Source organism: Flagellimonas algicola (assembly GCF_005937185.1).
GTDB classification, from domain to species: Bacteria; Bacteroidota; Bacteroidia; order Flavobacteriales; family Flavobacteriaceae; genus Flagellimonas; species Flagellimonas algicola.
In genome coordinates, this window is the sequence record NZ_VCNI01000001.1 from 44,506 (window position 1) to 68,259 (window position 23,754).

General features: G+C 41.8%; 26 protein-coding genes. 10 read left to right on the forward strand and 16 right to left on the reverse strand.

All coding sequences use genetic code 11. From position 1 onward, the window contains the following. Positions 1-2: 2 nt before the first annotated feature. Genes FGG15_RS00200 through FGG15_RS00220 form a run of 5 tightly spaced genes read right to left on the reverse strand, consistent with a single transcriptional unit; the run spans position 3 to position 4,751 of the window. Complete coding sequence (locus FGG15_RS00200) at positions 3-986, reverse strand: AAA family ATPase (protein WP_138831988.1); 984 nt, start codon at positions 984-986, stop codon at positions 3-5. Then, positions 976-2,190, reverse strand: a complete 1,215-nt coding sequence (locus FGG15_RS00205; protein WP_138831990.1) for a DUF4350 domain-containing protein — start codon at positions 2,188-2,190, stop codon at positions 976-978. Before FGG15_RS00205 ends, FGG15_RS00200 begins: the two co-directional genes overlap by 11 nt. Beyond that, complete coding sequence (locus FGG15_RS00210) at positions 2,183-2,917, reverse strand: DUF4129 domain-containing protein (protein WP_138831992.1); 735 nt, start codon at positions 2,915-2,917, stop codon at positions 2,183-2,185. The genes FGG15_RS00205 and FGG15_RS00210 overlap by 8 nt, the downstream gene beginning before the upstream one ends. Next, positions 2,918-3,796 (reverse strand): hypothetical protein, encoded by an 879-nt coding sequence (locus tag FGG15_RS00215; RefSeq protein WP_138831994.1) that lies wholly within the window; start codon positions 3,794-3,796, stop codon positions 2,918-2,920. Continuing rightward, on the reverse strand, positions 3,780-4,751 hold the full coding sequence (locus FGG15_RS00220) for a stage II sporulation protein M (RefSeq protein WP_138831996.1): 972 nt from the start codon (positions 4,749-4,751) through the stop codon (positions 3,780-3,782). Before FGG15_RS00220 ends, FGG15_RS00215 begins: the two co-directional genes overlap by 17 nt. A gap of 32 nt (positions 4,752-4,783) precedes the next feature. Between FGG15_RS00220 and FGG15_RS00225 the strand changes: the two genes are divergently transcribed. Both FGG15_RS00225 and FGG15_RS00230 read left to right on the forward strand, forming a co-directional pair. Next, positions 4,784-5,500, forward strand: a complete 717-nt coding sequence (locus FGG15_RS00225) for an RDD family protein (RefSeq protein WP_138831998.1) — start codon at positions 4,784-4,786, stop codon at positions 5,498-5,500. A gap of 2 nt (positions 5,501-5,502) precedes the next feature. Continuing rightward, positions 5,503-6,120: a trimeric intracellular cation channel family protein gene (locus FGG15_RS00230; RefSeq protein ID WP_138832000.1), complete on the forward strand. Its 618-nt coding sequence runs from the start codon at positions 5,503-5,505 to the stop codon at positions 6,118-6,120. Here the strand turns inward: FGG15_RS00230 and FGG15_RS00235 are convergent. Further along, entirely contained in the window at positions 6,115-6,834 is a 720-nt protein-coding gene (locus FGG15_RS00235) for a peptidylprolyl isomerase (protein ID WP_138832002.1), read from the reverse strand. The genes FGG15_RS00230 and FGG15_RS00235 overlap by 6 nt on opposite strands. Here FGG15_RS00235 and FGG15_RS00240 point away from each other — a divergent pair. Further along, positions 6,833-7,474 carry an NUDIX hydrolase gene (locus tag FGG15_RS00240; RefSeq protein WP_138835322.1) on the forward strand — a complete coding sequence of 214 codons (642 nt, stop codon included), beginning with the start codon at positions 6,833-6,835 and terminating at the stop codon, positions 7,472-7,474. The two genes, FGG15_RS00235 and FGG15_RS00240, sit on opposite strands and share 2 nt — an antisense overlap. A gap of 36 nt (positions 7,475-7,510) precedes the next feature. Continuing rightward, positions 7,511-8,323, forward strand: a complete 813-nt coding sequence (locus tag FGG15_RS00245) for a lysophospholipid acyltransferase family protein (protein ID WP_138832004.1) — start codon at positions 7,511-7,513, stop codon at positions 8,321-8,323. Here the strand turns inward: FGG15_RS00245 and FGG15_RS00250 are convergent. The 3 genes from FGG15_RS00250 to FGG15_RS00260 form a co-directional block, all read right to left on the reverse strand. Next, positions 8,320-8,967 (reverse strand): hypothetical protein, encoded by a 648-nt coding sequence (locus FGG15_RS00250; protein WP_470295075.1) that lies wholly within the window; start codon positions 8,965-8,967, stop codon positions 8,320-8,322. The two genes, FGG15_RS00245 and FGG15_RS00250, sit on opposite strands and share 4 nt — an antisense overlap. Positions 8,968-8,973: 6 nt before the next feature. Further along, positions 8,974-9,468: an RNA polymerase sigma factor gene (locus FGG15_RS00255; protein ID WP_138832009.1), complete on the reverse strand. Its 495-nt coding sequence runs from the start codon at positions 9,466-9,468 to the stop codon at positions 8,974-8,976. 68 nt (positions 9,469-9,536) lie between these two features. Then, a complete protein-coding gene (locus FGG15_RS00260; RefSeq protein ID WP_138832011.1) occupies positions 9,537-10,964 on the reverse strand; it encodes an amidohydrolase in 1,428 nt (475 codons plus the stop codon). A gap of 102 nt (positions 10,965-11,066) precedes the next feature. Here FGG15_RS00260 and FGG15_RS00265 point away from each other — a divergent pair, with 102 nt between their 5' ends. Further along, positions 11,067-12,362, forward strand: coding sequence for an NAD(P)/FAD-dependent oxidoreductase (locus FGG15_RS00265; protein ID WP_138835324.1), 1,296 nt, complete (start codon positions 11,067-11,069; stop codon positions 12,360-12,362). On the opposite strand, the gene xerD is transcribed toward FGG15_RS00265, so the two are convergent. Further along, positions 12,341-13,282, reverse strand: a complete 942-nt coding sequence (gene xerD / locus FGG15_RS00270; protein ID WP_138832013.1) for a site-specific tyrosine recombinase XerD — start codon at positions 13,280-13,282, stop codon at positions 12,341-12,343. The genes FGG15_RS00265 and xerD overlap by 22 nt on opposite strands. A gap of 218 nt (positions 13,283-13,500) precedes the next feature. Here xerD and FGG15_RS00275 point away from each other — a divergent pair, with 218 nt between their 5' ends. The 3 genes from FGG15_RS00275 to aroQ all read left to right on the forward strand — a co-directional run bounded on the left by FGG15_RS00275 (position 13,501) and on the right by aroQ (position 15,067). Then, on the forward strand, positions 13,501-13,992 hold the full coding sequence (locus FGG15_RS00275; RefSeq protein WP_138832015.1) for a hypothetical protein: 492 nt from the start codon (positions 13,501-13,503) through the stop codon (positions 13,990-13,992). Positions 13,993-14,116: 124 nt separating this feature from the next. Then, the gene (locus FGG15_RS00280) at positions 14,117-14,578 is read left to right on the forward strand and encodes a hypothetical protein (protein WP_138832017.1); all 462 of its coding nucleotides are present in this window, start codon (positions 14,117-14,119) and stop codon (positions 14,576-14,578) included. A 75-nt stretch (positions 14,579-14,653) separates the two neighbouring features. Then, positions 14,654-15,067 carry a type II 3-dehydroquinate dehydratase gene (aroQ, locus tag FGG15_RS00285; protein WP_138832020.1) on the forward strand — a complete coding sequence of 138 codons (414 nt, stop codon included), beginning with the start codon at positions 14,654-14,656 and terminating at the stop codon, positions 15,065-15,067. A 41-nt stretch (positions 15,068-15,108) separates the two neighbouring features. Here aroQ and FGG15_RS00290 read toward each other — a convergent pair whose 3' ends face one another. The 6 genes from FGG15_RS00290 to FGG15_RS00315 all read right to left on the reverse strand — a co-directional run bounded on the left by FGG15_RS00290 (position 15,109) and on the right by FGG15_RS00315 (position 19,163). Further along, positions 15,109-15,405, reverse strand: coding sequence for a DUF3817 domain-containing protein (locus FGG15_RS00290; protein WP_138832022.1), 297 nt, complete (start codon positions 15,403-15,405; stop codon positions 15,109-15,111). Between the two features lie 2 nt (positions 15,406-15,407). Next, a complete protein-coding gene (lpdA, locus tag FGG15_RS00295; protein ID WP_138832024.1) occupies positions 15,408-16,799 on the reverse strand; it encodes a dihydrolipoyl dehydrogenase in 1,392 nt (463 codons plus the stop codon). A gap of 136 nt (positions 16,800-16,935) precedes the next feature. Then, the gene (locus FGG15_RS00300) at positions 16,936-17,460 is read right to left on the reverse strand and encodes a DUF1572 family protein (protein WP_138832026.1); all 525 of its coding nucleotides are present in this window, start codon (positions 17,458-17,460) and stop codon (positions 16,936-16,938) included. Then, the gene (gene msrB, locus FGG15_RS00305; protein WP_138832028.1) at positions 17,457-17,867 is read right to left on the reverse strand and encodes a peptide-methionine (R)-S-oxide reductase MsrB; all 411 of its coding nucleotides are present in this window, start codon (positions 17,865-17,867) and stop codon (positions 17,457-17,459) included. The genes FGG15_RS00300 and msrB (FGG15_RS00305) overlap by 4 nt, the downstream gene beginning before the upstream one ends. Positions 17,868-17,981: 114 nt before the next feature. Continuing rightward, entirely contained in the window at positions 17,982-18,473 is a 492-nt protein-coding gene (gene msrB / locus FGG15_RS00310; protein WP_138832030.1) for a peptide-methionine (R)-S-oxide reductase MsrB, read from the reverse strand. A 102-nt stretch (positions 18,474-18,575) separates the two neighbouring features. Then, the gene (locus tag FGG15_RS00315) at positions 18,576-19,163 is read right to left on the reverse strand and encodes a collagen-like protein (protein WP_138832032.1); all 588 of its coding nucleotides are present in this window, start codon (positions 19,161-19,163) and stop codon (positions 18,576-18,578) included. Positions 19,164-19,321: 158 nt separating this feature from the next. Here FGG15_RS00315 and glgB point away from each other — a divergent pair, with 158 nt between their 5' ends. Both glgB and FGG15_RS00325 read left to right on the forward strand, forming a co-directional pair. Then, positions 19,322-21,217 carry a 1,4-alpha-glucan branching protein GlgB gene (glgB, locus tag FGG15_RS00320; RefSeq protein WP_138832034.1) on the forward strand — a complete coding sequence of 632 codons (1,896 nt, stop codon included), beginning with the start codon at positions 19,322-19,324 and terminating at the stop codon, positions 21,215-21,217. A 98-nt stretch (positions 21,218-21,315) separates the two neighbouring features. Then, a complete protein-coding gene (locus tag FGG15_RS00325) occupies positions 21,316-23,715 on the forward strand; it encodes a glycoside hydrolase family 31 protein (protein ID WP_138832037.1) in 2,400 nt (799 codons plus the stop codon). Positions 23,716-23,754: the final 39 nt, after the last annotated feature.

Sequence of the window (23,754 nt, forward strand, 5' to 3'; positions counted from 1 at the left end):
GGCTATCTGGGAATTTCAACGGATTCCATAATCATATGGATTACATTTTCAGTGCTCATTCCTTCCATTTCCCTCTCAGGAGTAAGGATGACCCTATGGTTTAGCACTGGAACAAGCACTTTTTTAACGTCCTCCGGAATCACAAAATCCCTACCGGATATGGCTGCAAAAGCCTTGGATGCCGCCAAAGTAGCTATTGAGGCTCTGGGGGAGGCTCCCAAATAAAGATGTGGATGGTTTCTAGTATTGGTAATGATGCTGGCAATGTAGTTGATGATTTTTTCCTCAACAATCACATCATGGATGTTCTTTTTAAACTCGGCCAATTTTTTTGATGTCAATACCGCTTTTACCTTATCCTGGGGCTTTTCTCCCTTGCGTTCATGATGCCCTTGGATGATTTGAACCTCTTCTTCAACAGAAGGGTAATCAATTTTGATTTTGAACAAAAAACGGTCTAATTGGGCTTCTGGCAGCGCGTAGGTTCCCTCTTGTTCTATAGGGTTTTGTGTGGCCAATACTATAAAGGGTTCGGCCATTTTATAGGTAGTGCCGTCAACTGTGGCCTGCCGTTCCTCCATGGTTTCAAAAAGGGCTGCCTGGGTTTTGGCCGGAGCTCTATTGATTTCATCAATTAGGATAATATTGGAGAAGATAGGCCCCTTTTTAAATTCAAACTCTGAATTTTGGATGTTGAATACCGAAGTTCCCAAGATATCACTCGGCATTAAATCTGGGGTGAATTGTATCCTGCTAAAACCCGTCTTTAAGGTTTTTGCAAACAATTTAGCGGTGATGGTCTTCGCAATTCCGGGTACCCCTTCAATTAAGGCATGCCCATCTACCAACAGGGATACAATAAGGAGATCCATAAAATTTCGTTGGCCCACGATGACTTGGGAGAGTTCTTCCTTAATTTGTGTAACCGTATTTTTTAGTTCCTCCAATGGAACGCGGCTGTCAAAATTCAAATCGTTATTTTCCATCAACTTTTGCTTTAAATGCTTCTATTTTTTTGTTCAGTTCTTCAAGTTCGGTATTGGATATTTGGGTTTTGCCCTGCAGTTTTGCTATCAGCTTAAATAATTTTTGAACATCCGTTGGGTCGTTATTGCTGCGTATGGCTAATCGATTGAGAAATGCTTCGTCCATAGTTTGCGTCGAAATATGCAATCGCATGCGGATATAATCCAAAAAGTAAGCAATTTTGTGTGCCGTTATTTGTTTTTGCTCTCCATTTTCAAAGTACATATCGGCAATGGTTCGGGTAAATGCCAAGGTTTGATTTTTTAAAGGAGTAACCACGGGGATGGCCCGCTGTTTTCTCTTTCCTTCAAAAATGACATAAACCAATGCCCCGATAAGGACTAAATAATAGGCCCATTTGAATTCCTTGGTATTCAGGAACAGGTACATGGGTGAGGTATAAAAAGACTTCCCGGATTTGTAATGATTGTCCATCAAAATTGCTCCACTTGCTGGCAAATAGGAAAGCAGCCCTGCGGTATAATTTCTATGTTCCTCCTTTAGGATAAAATAATTGGTAAATGCCTCAGGAAAGGAGGATAGTACGATGGTACCTTGGCCAAAAGGCTGTTTGATGGCATTGATTCCCTTGGAAGTGCTTTGGACGCTGTCTGCATTTTTCCGAACCTCCCCCAACACCACAGTATTTAAGGTGTCTATTTTGCTAAAAGTTTGTGCATTGTAGTTCTTGCTAAAGGATATTTCTTTGGAAGCAAGTTTGGGGTTTACCAATTTATGGTGAAACTCTGGTTCTAGGTCTTCGGTGCTATAGAGGTATTCCTCTGCTAGGTGCAAAGTGTCTAAAAGTGCCTCATCAAATCCTTTGGAGGCTACAAACAAAGTATTTCCTTGATCCACCCAGTCCAACAATGCGTTTAGTTCGGATTCTCCAAAATAGACAGACTCATTTACAAAAAAGTAGGTGCCCTCAAGATCTTCCCTGTTTTGTAAGAATTCAAATGGTGGTCTGGTCACTTGCTGTAAGCGCTCGGGATAAAAATCCTCCATAAGTTCATTGAGCACATAAGTCCCATAAGGTATTTTATGATGGGTAACATAGGACGGAAACCAATTCACCTTTTTGGGTTTGTTATACTCCAAAAGTAGCAGAAGCCCTACGGTGATAACACTGATGATAATATATGCCCTTCCCTTCTTAAACATCTGTGGCAATGGCATTTTTTAAGGTGATAAACACTTGTTCGGCCTTGGTATATCGGTCTTGATCTATGTTGAACTCTCCGTACCAAATATAGTCGTATAGCAAGGTGGCCCTGCTAAAAGGGATCTTCAACTGGCTATTGGAAAGCTCTTCAATATAGTCATCGTTGGTTTTTTGCAACTGCCATTCAATCAGCTCCCTTTCGGTAAGTAGTTTCAAGATAAAAAGGTAATAATAGCGAATGGCCAGGCGATAATTATTGTTGGAAAGAGCGTCTCGTATCAATTGTTGTATGTCCTCTGTTTTGATAATCCTTTCCTCCTCGGAAAGGGAAACAATATTTGGGTTTTTCTGGGTATGTATTAAAGAACGGGTATTTGCCTTGACAAAAAATCCGATAATCAAAAACAATAGGATCCCAAGCAAAATATAGGGAAGTATCTGAAGGAAGGAAGCCACAGCACCCACCGCTGCCTCTACACCAAAAAGCCATTCAAAAATCTGAAGCAGGATGTTATACATCCAATCTTTGAAACTGTCCCACGAACTGCTATCAGTCTTGACAATTTCATAGTTGAAGGCTTCGTCCTCCAAAAAAGGTTTTAGACGCTCTTCGGAAATTTCGAGTGGAATAATATTGGCATCGTCATGTTTTACCAGGGTATCGTTTTGCGCAAATATTGGATAGCAAATCGACCAAAACACAACAAAAATTAACCACTTCTGCATTTATCCCTCTGACGATTTTCCCAAATTATCTATACGCTCATAGGTTCCCGTAAAATTCTTCTTTTCGTTGAGGTTAAAGTAAATAAGTACCCCTGCAACCAAAGTGATGATATTCAACAAGAATTGCACGGAAACGGATAGTAAATTCAACAAAATGTAAATAGGATCAAAAATACCACCGGTTATTGCAACTGGATCTGTTTCCCCAGCCATAGTACCCATTTTTACCATCATATAAATATAGGCAGGAATGCTAAAGGCATAACTAGCGATTCCCACGATTATTCCGATAACAAAAAAGGTGATAAAGGTAATCCACCAGTTGTCCTTGATCAAGGTAAAACTGTATCCGTAAGCTTCGCTTACCCCTTTCTGGTTAAAGACCATCACACTAAAGGACAGCGCTAGAATAGGATAGAGGTAAATGCCAGGGATGATACAAAAAACTAACCCTATCATGATGGATATGCTCACCAGTAGCCCTAGGCCAATAAAATTCCAGAAATGGGCGTATACGTTTTTCTTGATTTCATCAAAGTTGATGACTCCTTTGTTGTTTGCATAGGACTTGATATAAAACAGCACAGTGGCTTGAGCCATTACATAGGCCGCAATAATGGCCAGAAAAAAGATAAAAAATACCAACACCATCATGATGGGATTGAAAAAATCGTTGGATGTCTGCACACTAAAGGAGAACATGTCACCAATAAAGTAATAGTAGAATCCCAGGGAGATCAACATTACCAATAGATAGGGACCAACAATCTTTAAGATTGTGCTAAAAAAAGGTTTGAATTGGCTTCGGATAAAACCGAAGGTGTCCGATAAGATTTCCCCCAGTTCACGTTGTTTTTTAAATTCAATGTACTGTTGCATGCTTTGCTTTTCGTTTGAATTGGTTAGGATATATGATATAGTAAAATACAATAAGGAATAAAGAACTTGAAATGATTAAAATGGCCAACCAGTCCGGCATTTCGGTATGACGGGTTACATAGCCCTCCAAAAATCCCGCAATTATAAAGAATGGAACGGTGCTGATCATAATTTTCAGTCCATTTTTCACTCCGCGTTTAAAGGATTCCATACGGGTATACGTGCCTGGAAACAGCATCCCGTTACCCATGACCAAACCTGCGCATCCTGCTATAATAATTACGGAAATCTCTATGGTGCCATGAATCCAAATGGTACGCACTGATTCCCATAATAGCCCTTTCTCATAAAAGAAGTACTGAAAGCTGCCCAACATGATTCCGTTTTGTAACATGATAATCAAGGTGCCAATACCCAGAAAAATTCCCAAGGCAAAGGCGTAGACCGCAACTTTTATGTTATTTATGGTAATGCCCAAAAACATATTGAACTCTCCTTGTTCTTTGTACACCGCCATGGGATCGCCCTTCTCAATATTTTCCAAGGTCATGTTCACATAGCCGTCTCCCAAAATGGAGCGGACAAAGTCCCCTTCATTGGCCGATGAAAAGGCCCCAACCAAGGAGAAAAAAACAAAAACCAAGAAAGAAATCAGCAGTTCCCTATGATGCTGGTAAAACATGGATGGAAATTCTGTTTTCCAAAAGCCCACAATACGGTTCTTGGATTCCCGTTTGGTCTTATATATTTTCTGATGTGCCTGTGAGGCCAGAGCGTTGAGGTACAACTCGGTATTGCTCTTGGGATAAAAAGTTTTAGCGTAGCTAAGGTGATCTGTGATTTCAATGTAGAGGTCGGATAACTTATCTGGAGTCAACTGATCTTTATTGTTCAAGACATTTTCAAAAGCAATCCATTTGTCCTTATTTTGCTTAACAAAAGCAGCCTCTCGCATTAAATTTGGTTTGTAAGTAAAGAAACTAAAATATGGATCAATTTCAAATAGAAACGGCCCAAAATATAAGTATCACCCAAAATACTTCCAACCTTGGGGAGCGCATGCTGGCCTATATTATTGATAGTTTTGTTATTGGGGTTTACACCATATTGGTCTTTATTCTTTTGGCGTCCTTGGATATGGATTTGTTTGATCAGTGGGCCTACTATTTGGTGATGAGTATTCCGGCATTTTTGTATTATTTGCTTTTCGAGACCTTTTCTGATGGAAAAACCATAGGCAAAGGATTGATGTCCCTTCGCGTGGTAAAACTGGATGGTTCCAAACCCAGTTTTGCCAACTATTTTGTGCGTTGGGTTCTGCGTATCATAGATGTTGGCTTTACGTCTGGTGGAGGCGCGGTGTTAACAATTTTGATTCGAGGCAAGGGGCAGCGACTGGGAGATATTGCTGCAGGAACTACGGTGATTAGCGAAAAAAAGAAAGTTTCCCTAAAGGATACCTTATTGCGTGAGTTGCCAAAGGATTACAAACCCCAATTTCCGCAAGTCACCGTTTTTAAGGATTCCGAGATACAGACCATTAAAGAACTGTACGATAAATCCAAGCTTAACGGGGATCATAATGTTATTGTTTCCTTGGATAAAAAGATTAAGGAAGTAACTGGGATTCAGACCACCTTGCATCCCATCCAATTTGTGGATGAGGTTATCAAGGATTACAATTACTACACTCAAAAAATGTAATCGTGTTTTATCAAACCATAGATATTTTGGGTACGGTGGCCTTTGCCATTTCAGGAGTTTTGGTGGCCATGGACAAGAAATTGGATTTGTTTGGGGTATTGATCATTGCCTTTGTAACTGCCATTGGTGGTGGTACACTTCGCGATTTGCTCATAGGAAATACTCCCGTGGTCTGGATGCGTGATCTAACCTATGTAAGCACCATATTCATAAGTGTGGTGGTTGGGATACTGTTCGCGAACCAACTCAAATACTTGCGACGCTCCCTGTTTTTGTTTGATACTATAGGGATTGGACTTTTTACAATGATTGGGGTGGAGAAGGGACTACAAGCTGAACTTTCCCCAATAATGTGCGTTGCCTTGGGAACCATGACTGCTAGTTTTGGAGGGGTAATTAGGGATATGCTGTGCAACGAGATTCCTGTAATCTTTAGGAAGGAAATTTACGCCACGGCCTGTATTTTGGGCGGAGCCAGCTACTTCTTGTTCACCCAATTTCCCATTAAGGAAAGCTATGCTTATATAGCGGCCATAGTGGTGGTAATCAGCTTACGACTATTGGCCGTCCGTTTTGGAATAAGTCTTCCTAATATTTACAAGAAGCCCAAGGAATTATAGTACTTCGGCCTTTAGTATATAGACATTTTGCCAAGGCCAATCGCCATCGCCCACAGGAACATTGTTAATGGCGTCCACTACGTCCATTCCTTCTATAACCTTCCCGAATGGTGTATACGAGCCATCCAAATGGTAGGAACCTGGTTTGGTGACCACAATAAAAAACTCATAGGGAGATGCCAACTTGTGCGGATTGTGTCGTTCACTACTAGGCATTGAAATGGTTCCACGATGATGTTTATGCCCTTTGCGCGTGTCTGGGGGAAGTAAATATCTGCCAATCAATCTTCTTTTCTTGGCAGTCTTCGTATCATCAGAATTGCCACCCTGAATAATAAAATCCTTGACCACCCTATGAAACTGGGTGTTGTCAAAATAGCCTTTCTTGCTCAGGTAGATAAAATTGGCTTTGTGGTAGGGCACATTATCGTAAAGTTGAATGGTAAAACTACCCATACTGGTGGTCAATCGCACCTTATCTTCCTTAAGCTCATTGGCGTAGTTGAAAAAGAAATCAATGGCGTTTTCCTCATTGAGCAAAAAAATTTCTTCTTCTTTTTCCTCAACAGTTTCAGCGATGGGCTGTTCTGGAACAGAATCCGTTTCCACCCTATTTTCTTCAGTCTTTGGTGCTTCCTTTTTTGGAGTATCACCACAAGCGACGAGAAAAAATAGTGGTATAATTGCAATGAACTTTGAGGGTTTGATCAACATGGATTTTAACGAATTTTATCATCAAGCTTTAAAAATAAAGAATCTGCCACTTCCCGGAGAGGAATCACATCATAAAATGTCTCCCTTGATGCGAGTACAGTGGCTCAAATCCAATGACATCAAAAAAAGGAATCCCAAGCAGGCCGCTGTAATGGCTTTGTTTTATCCTGATATCAAACAACATACCAAAATGCTGCTCATACTTCGAAAAGCCTATCAAGGGGTTCATTCCAACCAGATTGGATTCCCTGGTGGCAAGGTGGAGGACGGAGACGGCAATTTGAAGGAAACCGCCCTCCGGGAGACCTATGAGGAAGTAGGCGTACCGCCAGAATCTGTGGAGGTAGTCAAGGAGTTGAGTGAGCTATATATTCCGCCGAGCAATTTTATGGTGAGACCGTTCATGGGTTTTTGTGCCAAACCAAGTCCATTTGTGGTCCAGCAGAGTGAAGTTGAGGCCCTAGTCGAGGTAAATCTGTACGATTTTATGGACAAGAAAAATCGTATCGAAGAAACCTTGAGCACTTCATATGCCAAAAGTATCAATGTACCCGCTTATAAATTAAATGGTTATACCGTTTGGGGCGCCACAGCCATGATGCTTAGCGAGATTCAGCATCTTCTGGAGGAAGTGCTTTAACGGCTATTTTGTAAATTAGCCCCCAACAGCAAGCGCATGGGTCTATTCAAAGAAAATCCTTTTGGTCACATATTATTCTTAAAACGTTGGTTGATCCGTGTTGCTGGAATGATGACCCATCAACGATACAAAGGGTTCAATACCTTGGAAATTGAGGGCTCCCAAGTCATTAGGGATTTACCTGAAACCAATGTGTTGTTTGTTAGCAATCATCAAACCTATTTTGCGGATGTGGTAGCTATGTTCCATGTATTCAATGCCAGTTTAAAAGGGAGGGATGATTCCATCAAAAATTTGGGTTATCTCTGGAATCCGAAATTGAACATTTATTACGTGGCGGCTAAGGAAACCATGAAAAAAAGCCTGCTCACCAAAATATTGGCCTATGCAGGATCCATCAGTATTGAGCGTACATGGCGAGCGGATGGGCAGGATGTAAACCGGCATGTAAAGTTCAGTGATATCAGCAATATTGCCCGTGCGCTGGATGATGGTTGGGTAATCACCTTTCCACAAGGTACCACTACACCTTGGAAACCTTTAAGAAAAGGAACGGCGCATATCATCAAAAGATACAAGCCTGTTGTGGTTCCCGTTGTTATTGATGGGTTTCGCAGATCTTTCGATAAAAAAGGATTGCGGGTAAAGAAAAAGGGCATTTTGCAGTCCATGCAAATCAAAGCCCCATTGGAAATCGACTACGACAATGAATCCATTGATTCTATTTTGGAAAAATTGGAATATGCCATTGAGCAGCATCCATCTTTTTTAAAGGTGATTTCTAAAGAGGAGTTGGCCGCTTATGAGGCCGACCACCAAAAGCGGAGATACAGTTACCGAGGTGACTAAAGCTCTAGTTTCTGTAGCTCCCTGAAGTTTTTTCTAAGTTTTCTGGTCAATAGACCATATAACAAAAAATATATCCCTCCGAAAAGTGCTGTAATAAGAACTCCACATACGGCAAACACCGCCATGATGGTGAATTTCACCTTTTCCGCAGACATACCGTCAAAATTACCTTGGAGATTCAATGATTCAATTACATTATCACTGAAATAAATACCAACCACCCAAATGGCAAAGCCCACAAGCACCATGGATAGCGAAAAGAACACATAGTGCTTTACGGTTTTTCGGGTTCGAAGTATTTTGGAAGTCAGTTTTTTGGCACTATCCAAAACCGAAATCTCACGGTACCTTTTATAAAACTGGTAAATGAAATAAAACACAACCAAGTATTGGATTATGCTTACTACCAAAAATACCTTGCCCAGGCCCAAATTTTCAACAATGTCCAAAGAGCTGTTTCGCATGGACGGGATGAGATAGAGCAGGTGGGGAATTATAAATTCAATGATGCTGATATAAAATATCCATTTGACAATGGAAGAGGATTTCTTCCAGATCATGGTATGTATTTCATCGTAGGACAGTTTAGGAAGATGTTCGTCCTTTTTCTGCCAGTCTTTTTTTAAGAGTTCCAATTCATCCATCATAGGTTAGGGATTTAATATGGTTCTTAGCTTATTTTTGACCCGGTTCATTTTAACCCTTGCATTGACTTCGGTAATTCCCAGTGTTTCAGAAATCTCAGCGTAGTCCTTGTCTTCTAAATAAAGAAATACCAGGGCCTTGTCAATATCTCCCAACTGTTTAACTGCCTTGTACATTAATTTGAGCTGCTGCTCCTGGGTATCGTCATATTCGTCGGCCTTGACCTTAAAAATTACGGAATCGTAGTCCTGTGTTTGCACTTTCTTTTTAGATTTCCGATACAAAGTGATGGCGGTATTCAAAGCCACACGGTACATCCAAGTACTGAACTTGGCATCTCCCCGAAACTTGGGATAGGCCTTCCACAATTGTATGGTAATCTCCTGGAAGAGATCGTTATGGGAATCCCTATCATTGGTGTAGAGACTGCATACTTTATGAACAATATTTTGATTGTTCTCAAGCTCCGTCACAAAACGATGTTCCAGTTCTTTGTTCACTCAGGTTGGTTGTTTGACTAATTGGTAGGTGTTAGACCACTTTTGTTACGATCTTTTTTTCGAATTGTTTATTTCCGATAATCCAAGGCAGGGGGGCGGTCTCCCAAAAGGGGAATATATTTAAAATCCTTTCCTCTTCGTTCTTCCAATTCAGCTTTCGCTTTGGTAACCGTATCAGGGTTTTCCAAAAGATCTATGGCTGTAAGCGACAGGGTTTTGGCGGCGACCATCATTCCTTTATTTCCTATGGAGGTTCCACCCGCGGCTACCGCCTGCCAGCTATGTGCAGGGGTTCCTGGAACCCAAGTTGCAGCACTCATACCCACTGTGGGCACAGCAAAACTTACATCACCAACGTCAGTGGATCCGTATGCGCGAGCCTCTTCTTTATAGGCTTGAACGTTGAGTGCTCGAGCCTCATCCAATTGATCAAACCCAAGACTTTTGGAGATTTGCTCTGCAAATAATTTTTCTTCATCCGTGTAATTGATACCTCCAATCTTGGAAAGATTTTCGTGCATTAACTTTTGAAGCGTCAGATTGGGCAACAGTTCATGGGTTCCCCCAATCATTTCGTAATCCATTGTAGTTCCAGTTCCCAATGCTGCGCCTTCGGCAGCCTTCACGATTCGGTCAAAGATGTCAATGACCACATCACGACTGTTATGCCGGGCATAATAATAGACTTCAGCAAAATTGGGTACTACATTGGGAGCCTTGCCGCCATCAGTGATCACGTAGTGGATGCGGGCTTCCTGCGGAATATGTTCCCGCATCATGTTGACCATAATATTCATGGCTTCAACACCATCCAAGGCAGAGCGTCCTCTTTCCGGAGCCCCTGCTGCATGGGCCGAGGTGCCATAAAATCTGAATTTAGCTGATTTGTTGGCCGATGCTGCTCCCGCGCTCGCTGCATTTTGAGACCCTGGGTGCCAATGAAGGGCTACATCCACATCATTAAAAAGCCCATCCCGCACCATATATACCTTGCCTGAACCCCCTTCTTCCGCTGGACATCCATAAAAGCGAATGGTTCCCTGTTTTTTGGATTTTTTCAGCCAATTTTTGGCTTCAATAGCCGCTGCGGTAGACGCAGTACCAAACAAATGGTGTCCACAAGCATGGCCCGCGGCAGCGTTGGCCGATTTTTTTTCTGCAACAGCCTGTTGCGACAGACCGGGTAGCGCATCATATTCCCCCAAAATGGCGATTACCGGATATCCGGAACCATATTCGGCAATAAAGGCAGTAGGAATTCCCGCTACGCCTTTGGTAATGGAAAAGCCTTCATCCTCCAATGTCTTTTGTAACAAGGCCGAACTTTTATGTTCCAAATAGCCCATTTCAGCCAATTGCCATATTTCTTGGGCAATTTCCCCATATTTTTTGGATTTGGAATCTAAGGATTTAACTACGGATTCTTTATTTTTTTGGGATAGTACGGTATGTATGCACAAGATGCCCATAATACCAAACAGGATTGATTTTTTCATTAGGATAGTTGTTTCGTTAGTCAAGATTTAAAGATAGCAAAAAACCTTTCCAAACATGATTTTAGACATAGGGTATTATGTAAATTTGCGGCTATGTCCAGCATGAATATTCCACAATCCAATCTCCCAAGGATAATCGTCATAGGGGGTGGTTTTGGCGGTATAGCCTTAGCCAAAAAGCTAGCTAAAAAAGAGGTTCAAGTAGTGCTATTGGATAAGCATAATTACCACAATTTCCAGCCGCTTCTATATCAAGTCTCTACTGGAGGACTGGAGCCAGATTCCATTGCTTATCCAATTCGGAAAGTACTGCAGGGTTATCCCAATTTCTATTTCCGCTTGGCAGAGGTGGTTCAAGTTGACACCGTAAATAGAAGGGTTCATACCAATATTGGTCCCATCCATTACGACTATTTGGTGGTAGCCACGGGTTCCGAAACCAATTTTTTCGGGAACAAGAACATTGAGGAAAAAGCTATGGCCATGAAGACCATTCCGCAGTCTTTGAATTTAAGAAGCTTGATCCTTGAGAATTTTGAACAGGCCTTGCTCACAGATGACCTTCACGAAAGGGATGCACTAATGAATTTCGTCATTGTGGGAGGGGGTCCAACAGGGGTGGAGTTAGCAGGTGCATTGGCTGAAATCAAAAAAGGAATTTTGCCCAAGGATTATCCGGATTTGGATACACGTCGTGCGCAAATCAATTTGGTACAAGGCGGTAATCGAATTTTGCCGGCCATGAGTGAAATTGCCTCGCAAAAGGCGGAAAAATTTCTTGAAAAATTGGGCGTCAATGTTTGGAAAAACATTAGAGTCACGGACTATGATGGAAAACACATAAGCACGAACACAGATACCACCTTTGAGGCTGCAACATTGGTTTGGGCGGCCGGGGTAAAAGCGGTGAGCATTAAGGGTTTGGATGCCCAGGAATTTCTTTCACGGGGCAATCGACTAATTGTGAACGAATTTAATCAGATACAGGGGCACAATGAAATATTTGCCATTGGCGATGTTGCCCATATGGAAACCGAAGCTTTTCCCAATGGACACCCCATGATGGCACAACCCGCCATACAGCAAGGACAAAATCTTGGGGTAAATTTGGTTCGAATGCTGGAAAACAAGCCAATGCAACCTTTTACGTATAAAGATAAGGGCAGCATGGCCACGGTGGGCAGAAACAAGGCGGTTGCCGATTTAAGGCGATTTAAGTTCCAAGGGGTATTTGCTTGGTTCGTCTGGATGTTTGTACACCTGTTTTTTCTTATAGGCTTCCGGAATAGGGTAGTGGTTTTTATAAATTGGGTGTACAACTACGTTCGTTTTGATCGTGAAGCCCGTTTGATTATCAGACCATTCAAAAAAAGATATCAGGATTCCCCTCCAACCTGAGTTTGGCTAGTTTCATCCATCACTTTATTTCTAGGATGATGTCCTAAAAGTACTTCGTGCAAGTGTTTCCGGTTTACATGCATATAGACCTCTGTGGTAGTAATGCTTTCGTGGCCCAGCATTTGCTGAATAGCTCGAAGGTCAGCTCCACCCTCTAATAAATGTGTTGCAAAGGAGTGACGAAAAGTGTGTGGACTGATGTTCTTTTGTAGTCCCATTTTTTCCGCCAAACGTTTAATGATGGTAAAAATCATGGCGCGAGTCAGTTGTTTGCCCCTTCGATTGAGGAAGAGGTAATCCTCATGCCCATTCTGGATTTTCAAGTGGTTTCTGACTTCGTTTCTATAGAGATTGACATATTTTTTGGCAACTTGACCAATGGGTACAAAACGTTGCTTCTCGCCTTTTCCTGTTACTTTTATAAAATCTTCCTCAAAATATAGATCGGACAATTTTAGATTTATTAACTCCGAAACGCGAAGTCCACAACCATACAGCGTTTCCAACATGGCGCGATTGCGTTCACCCTCAGATTTGCCCAGGTCTATATTCCCAATTAACTGGTCAATTTCAGTGGAGGAGAGGGTATCCGGTAATTTCCGACCGATTTTGGGTGATTCTATTAAATCCATTGGGTTATCGGTTCGGTAGTCTTCAAAAATAAGATAGGTGAAAAAGCCTTTTAAGCCTGATATAATCCTAGCCTGGGAACGAGGATTGATGATTTTGGCGAGTTCATAAATAAACTGCTGAATGGTCTCTTGGCCAATTTCCACCGGAGAGTATCTAATTTCATACTGATTCAGATAATCTACCAGCTTTTGTAAGTCCTGGGTATAGGCAAAGATGCTGTTGTCGGATAAGCCACGTTCAATTTTCATATAATGTTGGTAATCCTGCAAGCCTTGTTTCCAGTTCATGTTTTAAAGATAAACACAATTCATATTAGACCACTTACCCCATTGGTCAATTCAAAAGGGGCATTGATCAATTCTCAGCAAGAAAAAATGGTCAATGGCTGTAGTTTAGCTTTAAGTTCTGGCTGTAGTATTTTGAATGCAGAGTAATGGAAAATTGGAAATTTCCATACTAGATTTGTTAAGGGTACGTTCTAGCTATTCACAAAGTTTTAACAATTATGAGAAGAACATACCTTATTGCAATTGCACTTTTTACTGTAATGTTTACTGTGAATGCCCAAGATAGGAGCAATATTAAAGCTGGATTTAGCGGAGGTATCCCGGTAGGTGATGCTGAGAATATATCCAGTTTCAGCCTTGGATTGGATTTTAACTATCACTGGGGAGTTTCAGAACTCGTAGATGCTGGGATAGCTGCAAGTTTTATAAATGCCTTTGGTGATACCTTGCCCAACCAAACAGAGTTTGAGGATATTCAATTTCTCCCTGTTGCTGGTTCTGTAAGGATTTACCCAACCTATCATTTCAAGTTTGGAGGAGACCTAGGTTACGCAGTAGGCATTAATGACGGCAATGAAGGTGGACTATTTTATAGACCTGTTGTTGGTTACAATATTACAGGTAACACCGAGTTGAATGTCTCATATACCGCAATACAGAACGACGGAACTTTTGCCATTGCTACCGTTGGAATTTTGTTCTTGTTCTAATACAGGAATCTTCAGCCTAAGGTGAAAACGGTTTATGGTATTTAAGATTTGACAACCTCAAATCCGGCTTTTGGAGCATCCAGGAGCTGTAAAACCATAAATAATAACCGTAAATACACTAAAAATGAAAAAAGTATGTATTGTTTTCACCTTAACCATTTTATTCACATCCATAGGCAGTGCACAGACCAGTTACAGGGCTGCTTTGGGTCTAGGCGTAGATGCTTATGACGAAGCCACTTTTTTTGGGGCAACTGGAAAATATTTCTTTTCAGACCATCATGTGGGGCAAGCCGATGTTGGGTTTGAAGATGGCGGAACCATATTGACCTTCCTGTATTCCTACCATAAGCAAATTGTTGGAGCCAGGGGACTTAGGTGGTATGGAGGTGTAGGACCAAGTATCATCTTGGTAGATGATTTTGATAATATTTTTTCACTACGACCGCATTTAGGGCTTGATTTTAAACCCAATGGAGTGCCCTTTGTGGTCAATTTTGATTGGCGACCGGCTATTGCGCTTAGTGAAACTGGAGATACAGAGGCAGCTGCCTTTGGTTTTGGGCTTCAGTTTGCCATCAAGTAGGATATAGAACCAAATTGAACAAAAGCAGGCGATCGCCTGCTTTTTCTTTTTAACAGATATTGTACTTTTACTACCATGAAACTAATGATCATCAACGGCCCCAACCTGAACCTTTTGGGAAAAAGAGAGCCCGAAGTTTACGGGAGCATTACTTTTGAAGCGTATTTTAGTCAATTGCAAAGTAATTTTCCAGATTTGGAATTGGACTATTATCAATCCAATATTGAAGGGGAGCTAATTGACAAGATTCAGGAAGTTGGATTTACCTATGATGGAATTGTGTTAAATGCTGCTTCATACACGCATACTTCCGTTGGTATCGGTGATGCTGTTAAAGCGGTTTCTGCCCCTGTAGTTGAAGTTCATATTTCCAATACGCACAAAAGGGAAGATTTTAGACATGTCTCCTATATATCCTCAGGCGCCAAAGGTGTGATTTTGGGATTCGGGCTTCAAAGTTATGACCTGGCCGTACAAAGTTTCCTATAAACAAGTACACCCCTGTTAGCCGGAACCCAACAAACCAGAGGTTATCCCGAGATGGATAAATCCGCTACTTTCAGGTATTTTTTATCCGCATAAAACGTCCCAAAGGGGAGTAGGGAGGCTATAAACAAAATCATAAACCGTTTAAAGCCCCATTTGCGTTCCCAACTGAGGACCACGGCCAACAATACATACAGGATAAACAATCCGCCATGGGCATAACCCACAACCAAATTGGGTTCTAATATTTGTGCCCAATGCTTCAATGGCATGGTAATACTAAACAAGAGGAGATAGGATATTCCTTCTAGAATTGCCGTTACCCGAAAAGCCTTTAACATAATTAAAGATGAATTACTTCGTCATAAGCATCTGCAACAGCTTCCATAACAGCCTCGCTCATAGTTGGGTGCGGGTGTACGGCTTTTAGTACCTCATGGCCCGTGGTTTCCAATTTACGGGCCACAACAGCTTCCGCAATCATATCGGTAACCCCAACTCCGATCATATGACAACCCAGCCACTCACCGTATTTCGCATCAAAAATCACCTTTACAAAGCCATCTGGAGTTCCCGACGCTTTGGCCTTTCCACTGGCGGAGAAAGGAAATTTTCCAATCTTAAGGTCGTATCCTTGTTCTTTGGCTTGCTGCTCGGTCATACCCACAGATGCAACTTCTGGTATACAGTAGGTACATCCTGGAATGTTGCCGTAATCCAAGGCTTCCACATGCATTCCAGCTATTTTTTCCACACATAGGATACCTTCCGCTGAGGCCACGTGGGCCAATGCCTGTCCAGGGGTAACATCCCCAATGGCATAGTATCCAGGAATATTGGTTTGGTAGTAGTCATTGACCAAAATTTTATCTCGATCCACGGCGATTCCCACATCTTCCAAACCTATGTTTTCAATGTTGGTTTTAATTCCAACAGCGGACAACACAACATCCGCTTCCAGAACTTCTTCCCCTTTGGCTGTTTTCACGGTAGCTTTTACTCCATCACCAGAAGTGTCTACTTGGGTTACTTCCGCAGAGGTCTTTATTTTGATTCCATTTTTCTTAAACGTACGTTCCAACTGCTTGGACACATCCTGATCTTCAACAGGAACAATATTGGGAAGATATTCCACAATGGTTACCTCGGTTCCCATGGAGTTATAGAAATAGGCAAACTCCACCCCAATGGCGCCACTTCCCACCACAATCATCTTCTTGGGTTGGGTCTCCAAGGACATAGCTTCTCGGTAACCGATTACTTTTTTACCATCTTGGGGCAAACTTGGTAATTCCCTACTTCGGGCTCCGGTAGCTATAATGATATGATCTGCTGTATACTCGGCGGTATCTCCATGCTCTCCTTTAACTAAAACCTTTTTTCCAGGTTGAACCTTTCCAAAACCATTGAGTACCTCAATTTTATTTTTTTTCATCAAAAACTGAACACCTTTGCTCATGCTCTCGGCAACACCTCTACTTCTTCCTACCACGGCTCCAAAGTCGTGCTCTACCTTTTTGGCATTCAATCCGTAGTCTTCAGCATGTTTTAGGTACTCAAAAACCTGGGCGGACTTCAACAAGGCTTTGGTTGGGATACAGCCCCAATTAAGACATACACCCCCTAAACTTTCCTTTTCCACAATGGCTGTTTTGAATCCTAGTTGCGACGCTCGTATCGCCGTTACATATCCGCCAGGACCACTACCCAAAACAATTACATCGAAGTTGCTCATCAGATTTTGATTTTAGTTGAATAAAAATTAGAAACCCGCCTTTTGAAAGGCAGGTGCAAAAATACGCAATTCGGGTGCCAAATACCAAGCTTTGGTTTTGCAGAATTGTTATAAATGTGAAATGGTAACGGGACGTCTACCCGAACATTTTTTTATTGAATGCTTCGGATTGCCCTTTAGGAATGGATAGGGATACCCAATCCTGCTGTTTTATCATTTTCCCCAAGAATAATATTTGACCCACATGACTTGGATAATGGGCCAATTGACGATTTATGGCTTCGATTATGGAGTGATCCTCATTCCGGATTTTGACCTTGGAATTAAAGTTCGTGTTGTCAATACCATCCAATGCGGCAAAGAGACAGTCCCATCCTTTTTCCCAGGCATCCAGCATCTCGGATTTGGAGGTGTATGGCCCCTCAAATTCAGTATCACGGTTCCGCCATGTTTTCTCTCCGTCTTCAGTAAGGAAGTTGGTCCAGCGACTCAGCATATTTCCAACAATATGCTTTACAATGATGGCGATGGAATTGTCAGAATCTGCGTATTTCCAATGTATTTCCTCCTCTGATAATTGGTCAAAAGTTTTTTCCCCAAGGGATTTGTACCGAAGAAATTCGGAGCGGACACTTTTTAAATAGTTTTCTTGGAAATTCATTTTTCTTCTTCAGGATTAAAGCCAATACTCACCGAGTTGATGCAATAACGTTGTCCTGTGGTTTCCTGGGGTCCGTCGTTGAAGACATGTCCTAAATGGCTTCCGCAGTTGGCACAGACCGTTTCTGTTCTGATCATTCCATGTGTAGTATCCCGGATGTACTCGATGGCGCCTTCTACCGCTTGGTCAAAGGAGGGCCAACCACAACCGCTTTCAAACTTGTTCTCACTCTCAAACAATTTGGTGTTGCACGCTTTGCAGTGATAATCCCCATTTTCAAAATGTAAATTGTATTTCCCGGTAAATGGTCTTTCGGTGCCTTTTTGGCGAAGTACATAATACTCTTCCGGGTAGAGTTCTTTTTTCCACTCTTCCTCCGACTTATTTAAAGTGAATTTGTTTTCCATATGACAATTTACAATTATCAATTAATAATGTACAAAGAGGGTGTTTGTCCTAAAGGACATAAATAGGAAACCGCTTTACTTTTGAGCGAATTCCACAGGATTTAAAATATGGAATTACTTGGAATCTGGAATGAAATTAAGCGCCACCCCGTTGATACAATGTCTCTTGCCAGTTGTTCTTCTTGGGCCATCATCAAATACATGCCCTAAATGTCCACCGCAGGTTGCACAATGCTCCTCAGTGCGCTTATATCCTATTTTGTAATCCACATCATAGTCGACATTGCCTTCAATTTCCCGATCAAAACTTGGCCATCCGGTTCCTGACCTGTATTTGTGTTCACTTCGGAATAAAGGAGTAGCGCATCCGGCACAAATGTAGGTTCCCTTTTCCTTATTTTCCAACAACTCGCTGGTAAATGGACTTTCGGTAGCGGCTTTGCGGAGCACGTAATATTCCATTTCCGTTAACTCCGCACGCCATTCTTCATCGGTCTTGGTGACCTTATAAACTTTTTCTTTTTCCTTGGTTTTTGGCTCTTCCTGGGATACGCCCTTGCATCCTACAAGAACCAAAAACATCGCTAAAAACAACTTTTTTCCCATTTCTTTTTATAGGTAGACGTGTATTTGTTAAAATCCTTTCAATCCTAAAATAAAAAAGTCCCGCTGCAATCAACGGGACCTTAAGTTAGCATTTTTGAAAGACTATTGTAGATCTATTTTCTTCACCCCATCTTCCTGGATTCCCAATGCAGACATCACATTGGAGAGTTTGGAAGTATCCATTTTAGAGGAATTGGCAAATACGCTGGGCACAAAAACAATCCTAAAGGATTGATTATCGGTAAAACTGGTATCCAAGGCGGAAAGGTCAAAATTTCCGTCAATAAAAAGTTCTACATCCACAAAAGTGTGGGCCGCAACATATTGAATGGTTCCTTCTGGAAGGAAAAAGCTCTGAGGGATTTGGCTCCAGGCATCTGCGGTACTATCATCGTCCAGATCAATGGTTCCATCAAACCTGTATATTAAAACAGCATCCGATTCAAAGACCTCGAAATCCGTAACATCACTAAAAGTGATTATTATACTGTATATGTTTCCGGCTACATCATAGTTGAAGTTAACCCCGTCAACTTCAACAACTTGACCTTGGATTCCATCTTGACCGTCAAGCCCGTCAAGACCATCTCTTCCATCAAGTCCGTCAAATCCGGGAGGGCCTGCCGGGCCTTCACAGGCGGATATTAGTAGGATAAGAAATACTCCAAGTATTGTATTGAATTTTGTCATGATTTTTGATTTTAGATTTGTGTTCATTTATCTTCTTGGGGGATGAAAATCAAAAAGCATTCCATTTTTTAAAATCTAGGCTATTTTGTGATGTGAAGGCCTTAAAATCGGATACTTTGCCAAAGATGTGTAATATTGTAATTGCTAAACCACCACCTATGTCCAAAGTAGTTGCCCATAGTTTTTTTACTGAGTTTGACATCAATCTTTTTAAATCGGGAAAACATTTCAGACTTTATGATAAGTTGGGTTCCCACCTTACGGAAAAGGATGGAGCGACAGGCACCTATTTTGCGGTTTGGGCGCCCACGGCCCAATCGGTCTCCGTGATTGGGGATTTTAATTTTTGGGATGGAAAGGAGCACCAACTAAATGTGCGATGGGATGCAAGCGGTATTTGGGAGGGATTTATTCCTGATGTAAAGAAGGGCGATAAGTATAAATATAAGATCCATTCCCATAATAACGATATTTGGACGGAGAAGGCAGATCCATTTGCCCGCTATTGCGAACAACCTCCAAATACTGCTTCTGTGGTATGGGAGGCTCCCTACACCTGGAAAGACAAAGCTTGGATGGAAACCCGGGAACAACACAATGCCCTGGATAAACCATACTCGGTTTATGAGGTGCATCTGGGTTCCTGGAAGAAAAAGAATGGTTGGGAGTTTTTGACCTACACCGAAATGGCAGATGAGCTGGTCAACTATGTCAGTGATATGGGTTTTACCCATGTGGAGTTTATGCCGGTGATGGAATATCCGTTTGATCCCAGTTGGGGATATCAACTAACAGGATACTTTGCACCAACTTCTAGATTTGGTACTCCTGAAGAATTCAAAATACTGGTGGACAAGTTCCACGAGAAAGGCATCGGGGTGATTTTGGACTGGGTACCTTCCCATTTTCCTGAAGATGCCCATGGACTTGGATTTTTTGACGGGTCGCACCTTTACGAACATCCAGACAGAAGACGAGGATATCATCCAGATTGGAAGAGTTTGATTTTTAATTATGGGAGAAATGAGGTTCGGGCATTTTTGATTAGTAATGCTGTGTTTTGGCTAGATCAATTTCATGTGGATGGACTTCGGGTGGATGCCGTGGCCTCTATGCTGTACTTGGATTATTCCAGGGAAGATGGGGAATGGGAACCCAATATGTATGGGAACAATGAAAATCTTGAGGCTATGTCATTTCTGCGTGAAATGAATACCGAAATCTACGCTAGTTTTAAAGGGATTCAGACCATTGCGGAAGAATCCACCGCCTTTAACGGGGTTTCCAAACCAGTAGATTTAGGCGGTTTGGGCTTCGGAATGAAATGGATGATGGGATGGATGCACGACACTCTGGAATTTTTCAAAAAGGAACCCATCCATCGATCCTATGATCTAAATAAGATCACTTTTAGCATGACCTATGCCTTTACAGAGAATTTTATGCTGCCTTTTTCCCATGATGAGGTAGTATACGGGAAAAATTCACTGCTCTACCGCATGCCGGGCGATGAATGGCAACGCTTTGCCAATTTGAGACTATTATATGGTTATATGTTCACACACCCAGGTGGCAATCTCTTGTTTATGGGAGCGGAGTTTGGACAATCTTCGGAATGGAATTTCCAAGAAAGCTTGGATTGGCACTTGACCCAATATGATTACCATTCGGGAATTCAAGAAGTTATCAAAGACTTGAACAAATTGTACAGAAACAATCCAGCACTGTACGAAAAGCAGTTCAGTCCGGATGGTTTTGAATGGATAGAGCACAACGACCAGGAAAACACCGTATTGACCTATATCAGAAAGGGCAAAGAACCCAAGGATGACCTAATCATAGCTTGTAATTTTACGCCTGTTCCTCGGGAAAATTACCGGGTTGGGGTTCCTAAAACTAGCCAGCTGAAGCTTATTTTTAACAGCGACGACACCAAATATTCTGGTAGTGGAGTGGCCAAGAAAACGCTAAAACCCACCGCCAAGGAATGGAATGGGCGTAAACAATCGGTAACTATTACATTACCACCTCTTGGAGTGCTTATTTACAAATAGATACGAGACGCAAACGTTGTAGTTCACCGGTGTTCAAAACATCTTTTTAATTTCTCGCCCTAAAGTCTTTCTTTTGTGGGTTACATAACCCAACATTGATGATTACCAACACCGAAATAGAAAAAAGGGGAAATCAATTTCCCAACCATATAGTTGATTTTAAGCAGGAGAACGATAAGCTTTTTTTCACCACCCACAATGGGGTTATCCTAGAGTTGACCATTTTACGGGATAGTGCCATTCGTTTCAGATTTGCCACGGAACATGTTTTTGAACCCGACTTTTCATACGCCCTTAGTGACGATGTGAATTTGGGATACAATGAATTAGAGGTAAAAGAGGAAATTCCGGAGTATGTGATTACCACTTCCAAAGTGAAGGTTTATGTCCGCAAGGCGGATTTAAAGATTCAAATTGAGGATTTGGAAGGAACCGTGATTTTGGAGGATGAGCTTGGATTCCATTGGGAGGAGAATTATGATTACGGGGGAAACATTGTTAAAATGGGCAAGGTGAGCCATTCTGGGGAAAGTTACTACGGAATGGGCGACAAGGCTTCACATACCAATTTAAAAGGAAAACGGGTAAACAATTGGGTCACGGATTCCTATGCCTATGGAAAAGATCAAGAGCCTTTGTACAAGTCCATTCCCTTTTATGTGGGACTAAAAGAAAGTATTGCTTACGGTATATTCTTTGATAATTCCTTCAGCACTTATTTTGATTTTGCCCATGAAAAGCGGAATGTAACCAGTTTTTGGGCCGATGGGGGAGAGATGAACTACTATTTCTTCTACGGACCCAAAATGAGCCAGGTGGTAGAGGCCTACACGGATTTAACCGGGGTACCGGAACTTCCACCGCTATGGGCGCTAGGATTTCATCAGTCCAAATGGAGTTATTTCCCAGAGAAAAAGGTGAAAAACATAGCTTCTACCTTCCGAAAAATGAAGATTCCCTGTGATGCCATTTATTTGGATATCGATTATATGGAGGGATTCCGTTGCTTTACTTGGGACAATAAGCGTTTTCCCAACCCCAAAAAAATGATTGAGGAATTGGAAGAGGATGGTTTTAAGACCATTACCATGATTGATCCAGGAATCAAGATTGACCCGGATTATTGGGTATACCAACAAGCTATGGACAATGGCTTTTTCTGTAGAAGGGCAGATGGCCCCCATTTTAAGGGCAAAGTTTGGCCTGGGGAGTGCAAATTTCCAGATTTCACCGATCCAGAAGTAAGGGACTGGTGGGCTGGACTCTATAAAGAAATGATTGCTGATTTGGGGGTTCACGGGGTTTGGAATGATATGAATGAACCTGCTGTTATGGAAGTTCCTACTAAAACGGCCAATTTGGACGTTCGACATGATTATGACGGCCATCCTTGTAGCCATCGGAAGGCCCACAATGTGTACGGAATGCAAATGGTGCGTGCTACTTATAATGGGGTCAAAAAGTTTATGTTTCCAAAGAGACCATTTGTATTAACAAGGGCTGCCTATGCAGGAACCCAGAGATATTGTGCCACTTGGACTGGGGATAACGTAGCTACCTGGGAGCATTTATGGATTGCCAATGTACAGATGCAACGCATGTGTATGAGCGGATATTCCTTTGTTGGCTCAGATATTGGAGGCTTCGCTGAGCAACCTAATGGGGAACTTTTTGCTCGATGGATACAGTTGGCTGTGTTCCATCCGTTCTGTCGTGTACACTCCAGTGGAGACCACGGAGATCAGGAACCTTGGTCGTTTGGTGATGAGATTACAGACATTACAAGAAATTACATAGAGTTACGCTATCAACTTTTGCCGTATCTGTATACAATGTTCTATAAGTACATCAAAAGTGGTATGCCCATGCTGCAATCTTTGGTGTTTTATGATCAGGAAGATACCCAAACCCATTTTAGGACAGATGAGTTTCTTTTTGGGGAACAGATATTGGTTTGTCCGGTTCAAGAACCCAATGCCCAAGGTAGGCGAATGTACGTTCCCCGAGGGAAATGGTATAATTATTGGACTGAAGAAGTTGTGGAAGGCGGCGTTGAAAAATGGGTCGCCGCAGATATTCAGAAAATCCCAATGTTTATCAAGGAAGGCTCCATGATTCCAAAGTATCCAGTGCAGCAATATGTTGGGGAAAAGGAAATAACGGAGTTGGCCATTGATGTGTATTTCAAGGAAGGAATTGAAATTTCCGAGGTATATGAGGACCAACAAGACGGGTACGACTATAAGAAAGGAAGATACAGCCTAAGACGATTTAGGTTACGAGGCAAGGAAAACGAATTGATCATCCAACAGTTCAAAGACGGAAATTTCATTACTCCTTATGAGAGGATCAAACTCACTTTTCACGGGCTCCCCTTTCAAATTGGAGTTGTGGAATTGGATAATGAACAGGTAGATCCCAAGGACATTAAACTGAATGGAAACAATAGTATTGAGGTCAGTAAGGATTTTACGGAACTGCATCTGGTTGGAAAATAATTTTTTGTAATTTTCCTTTACTAAACACTATTAACACAT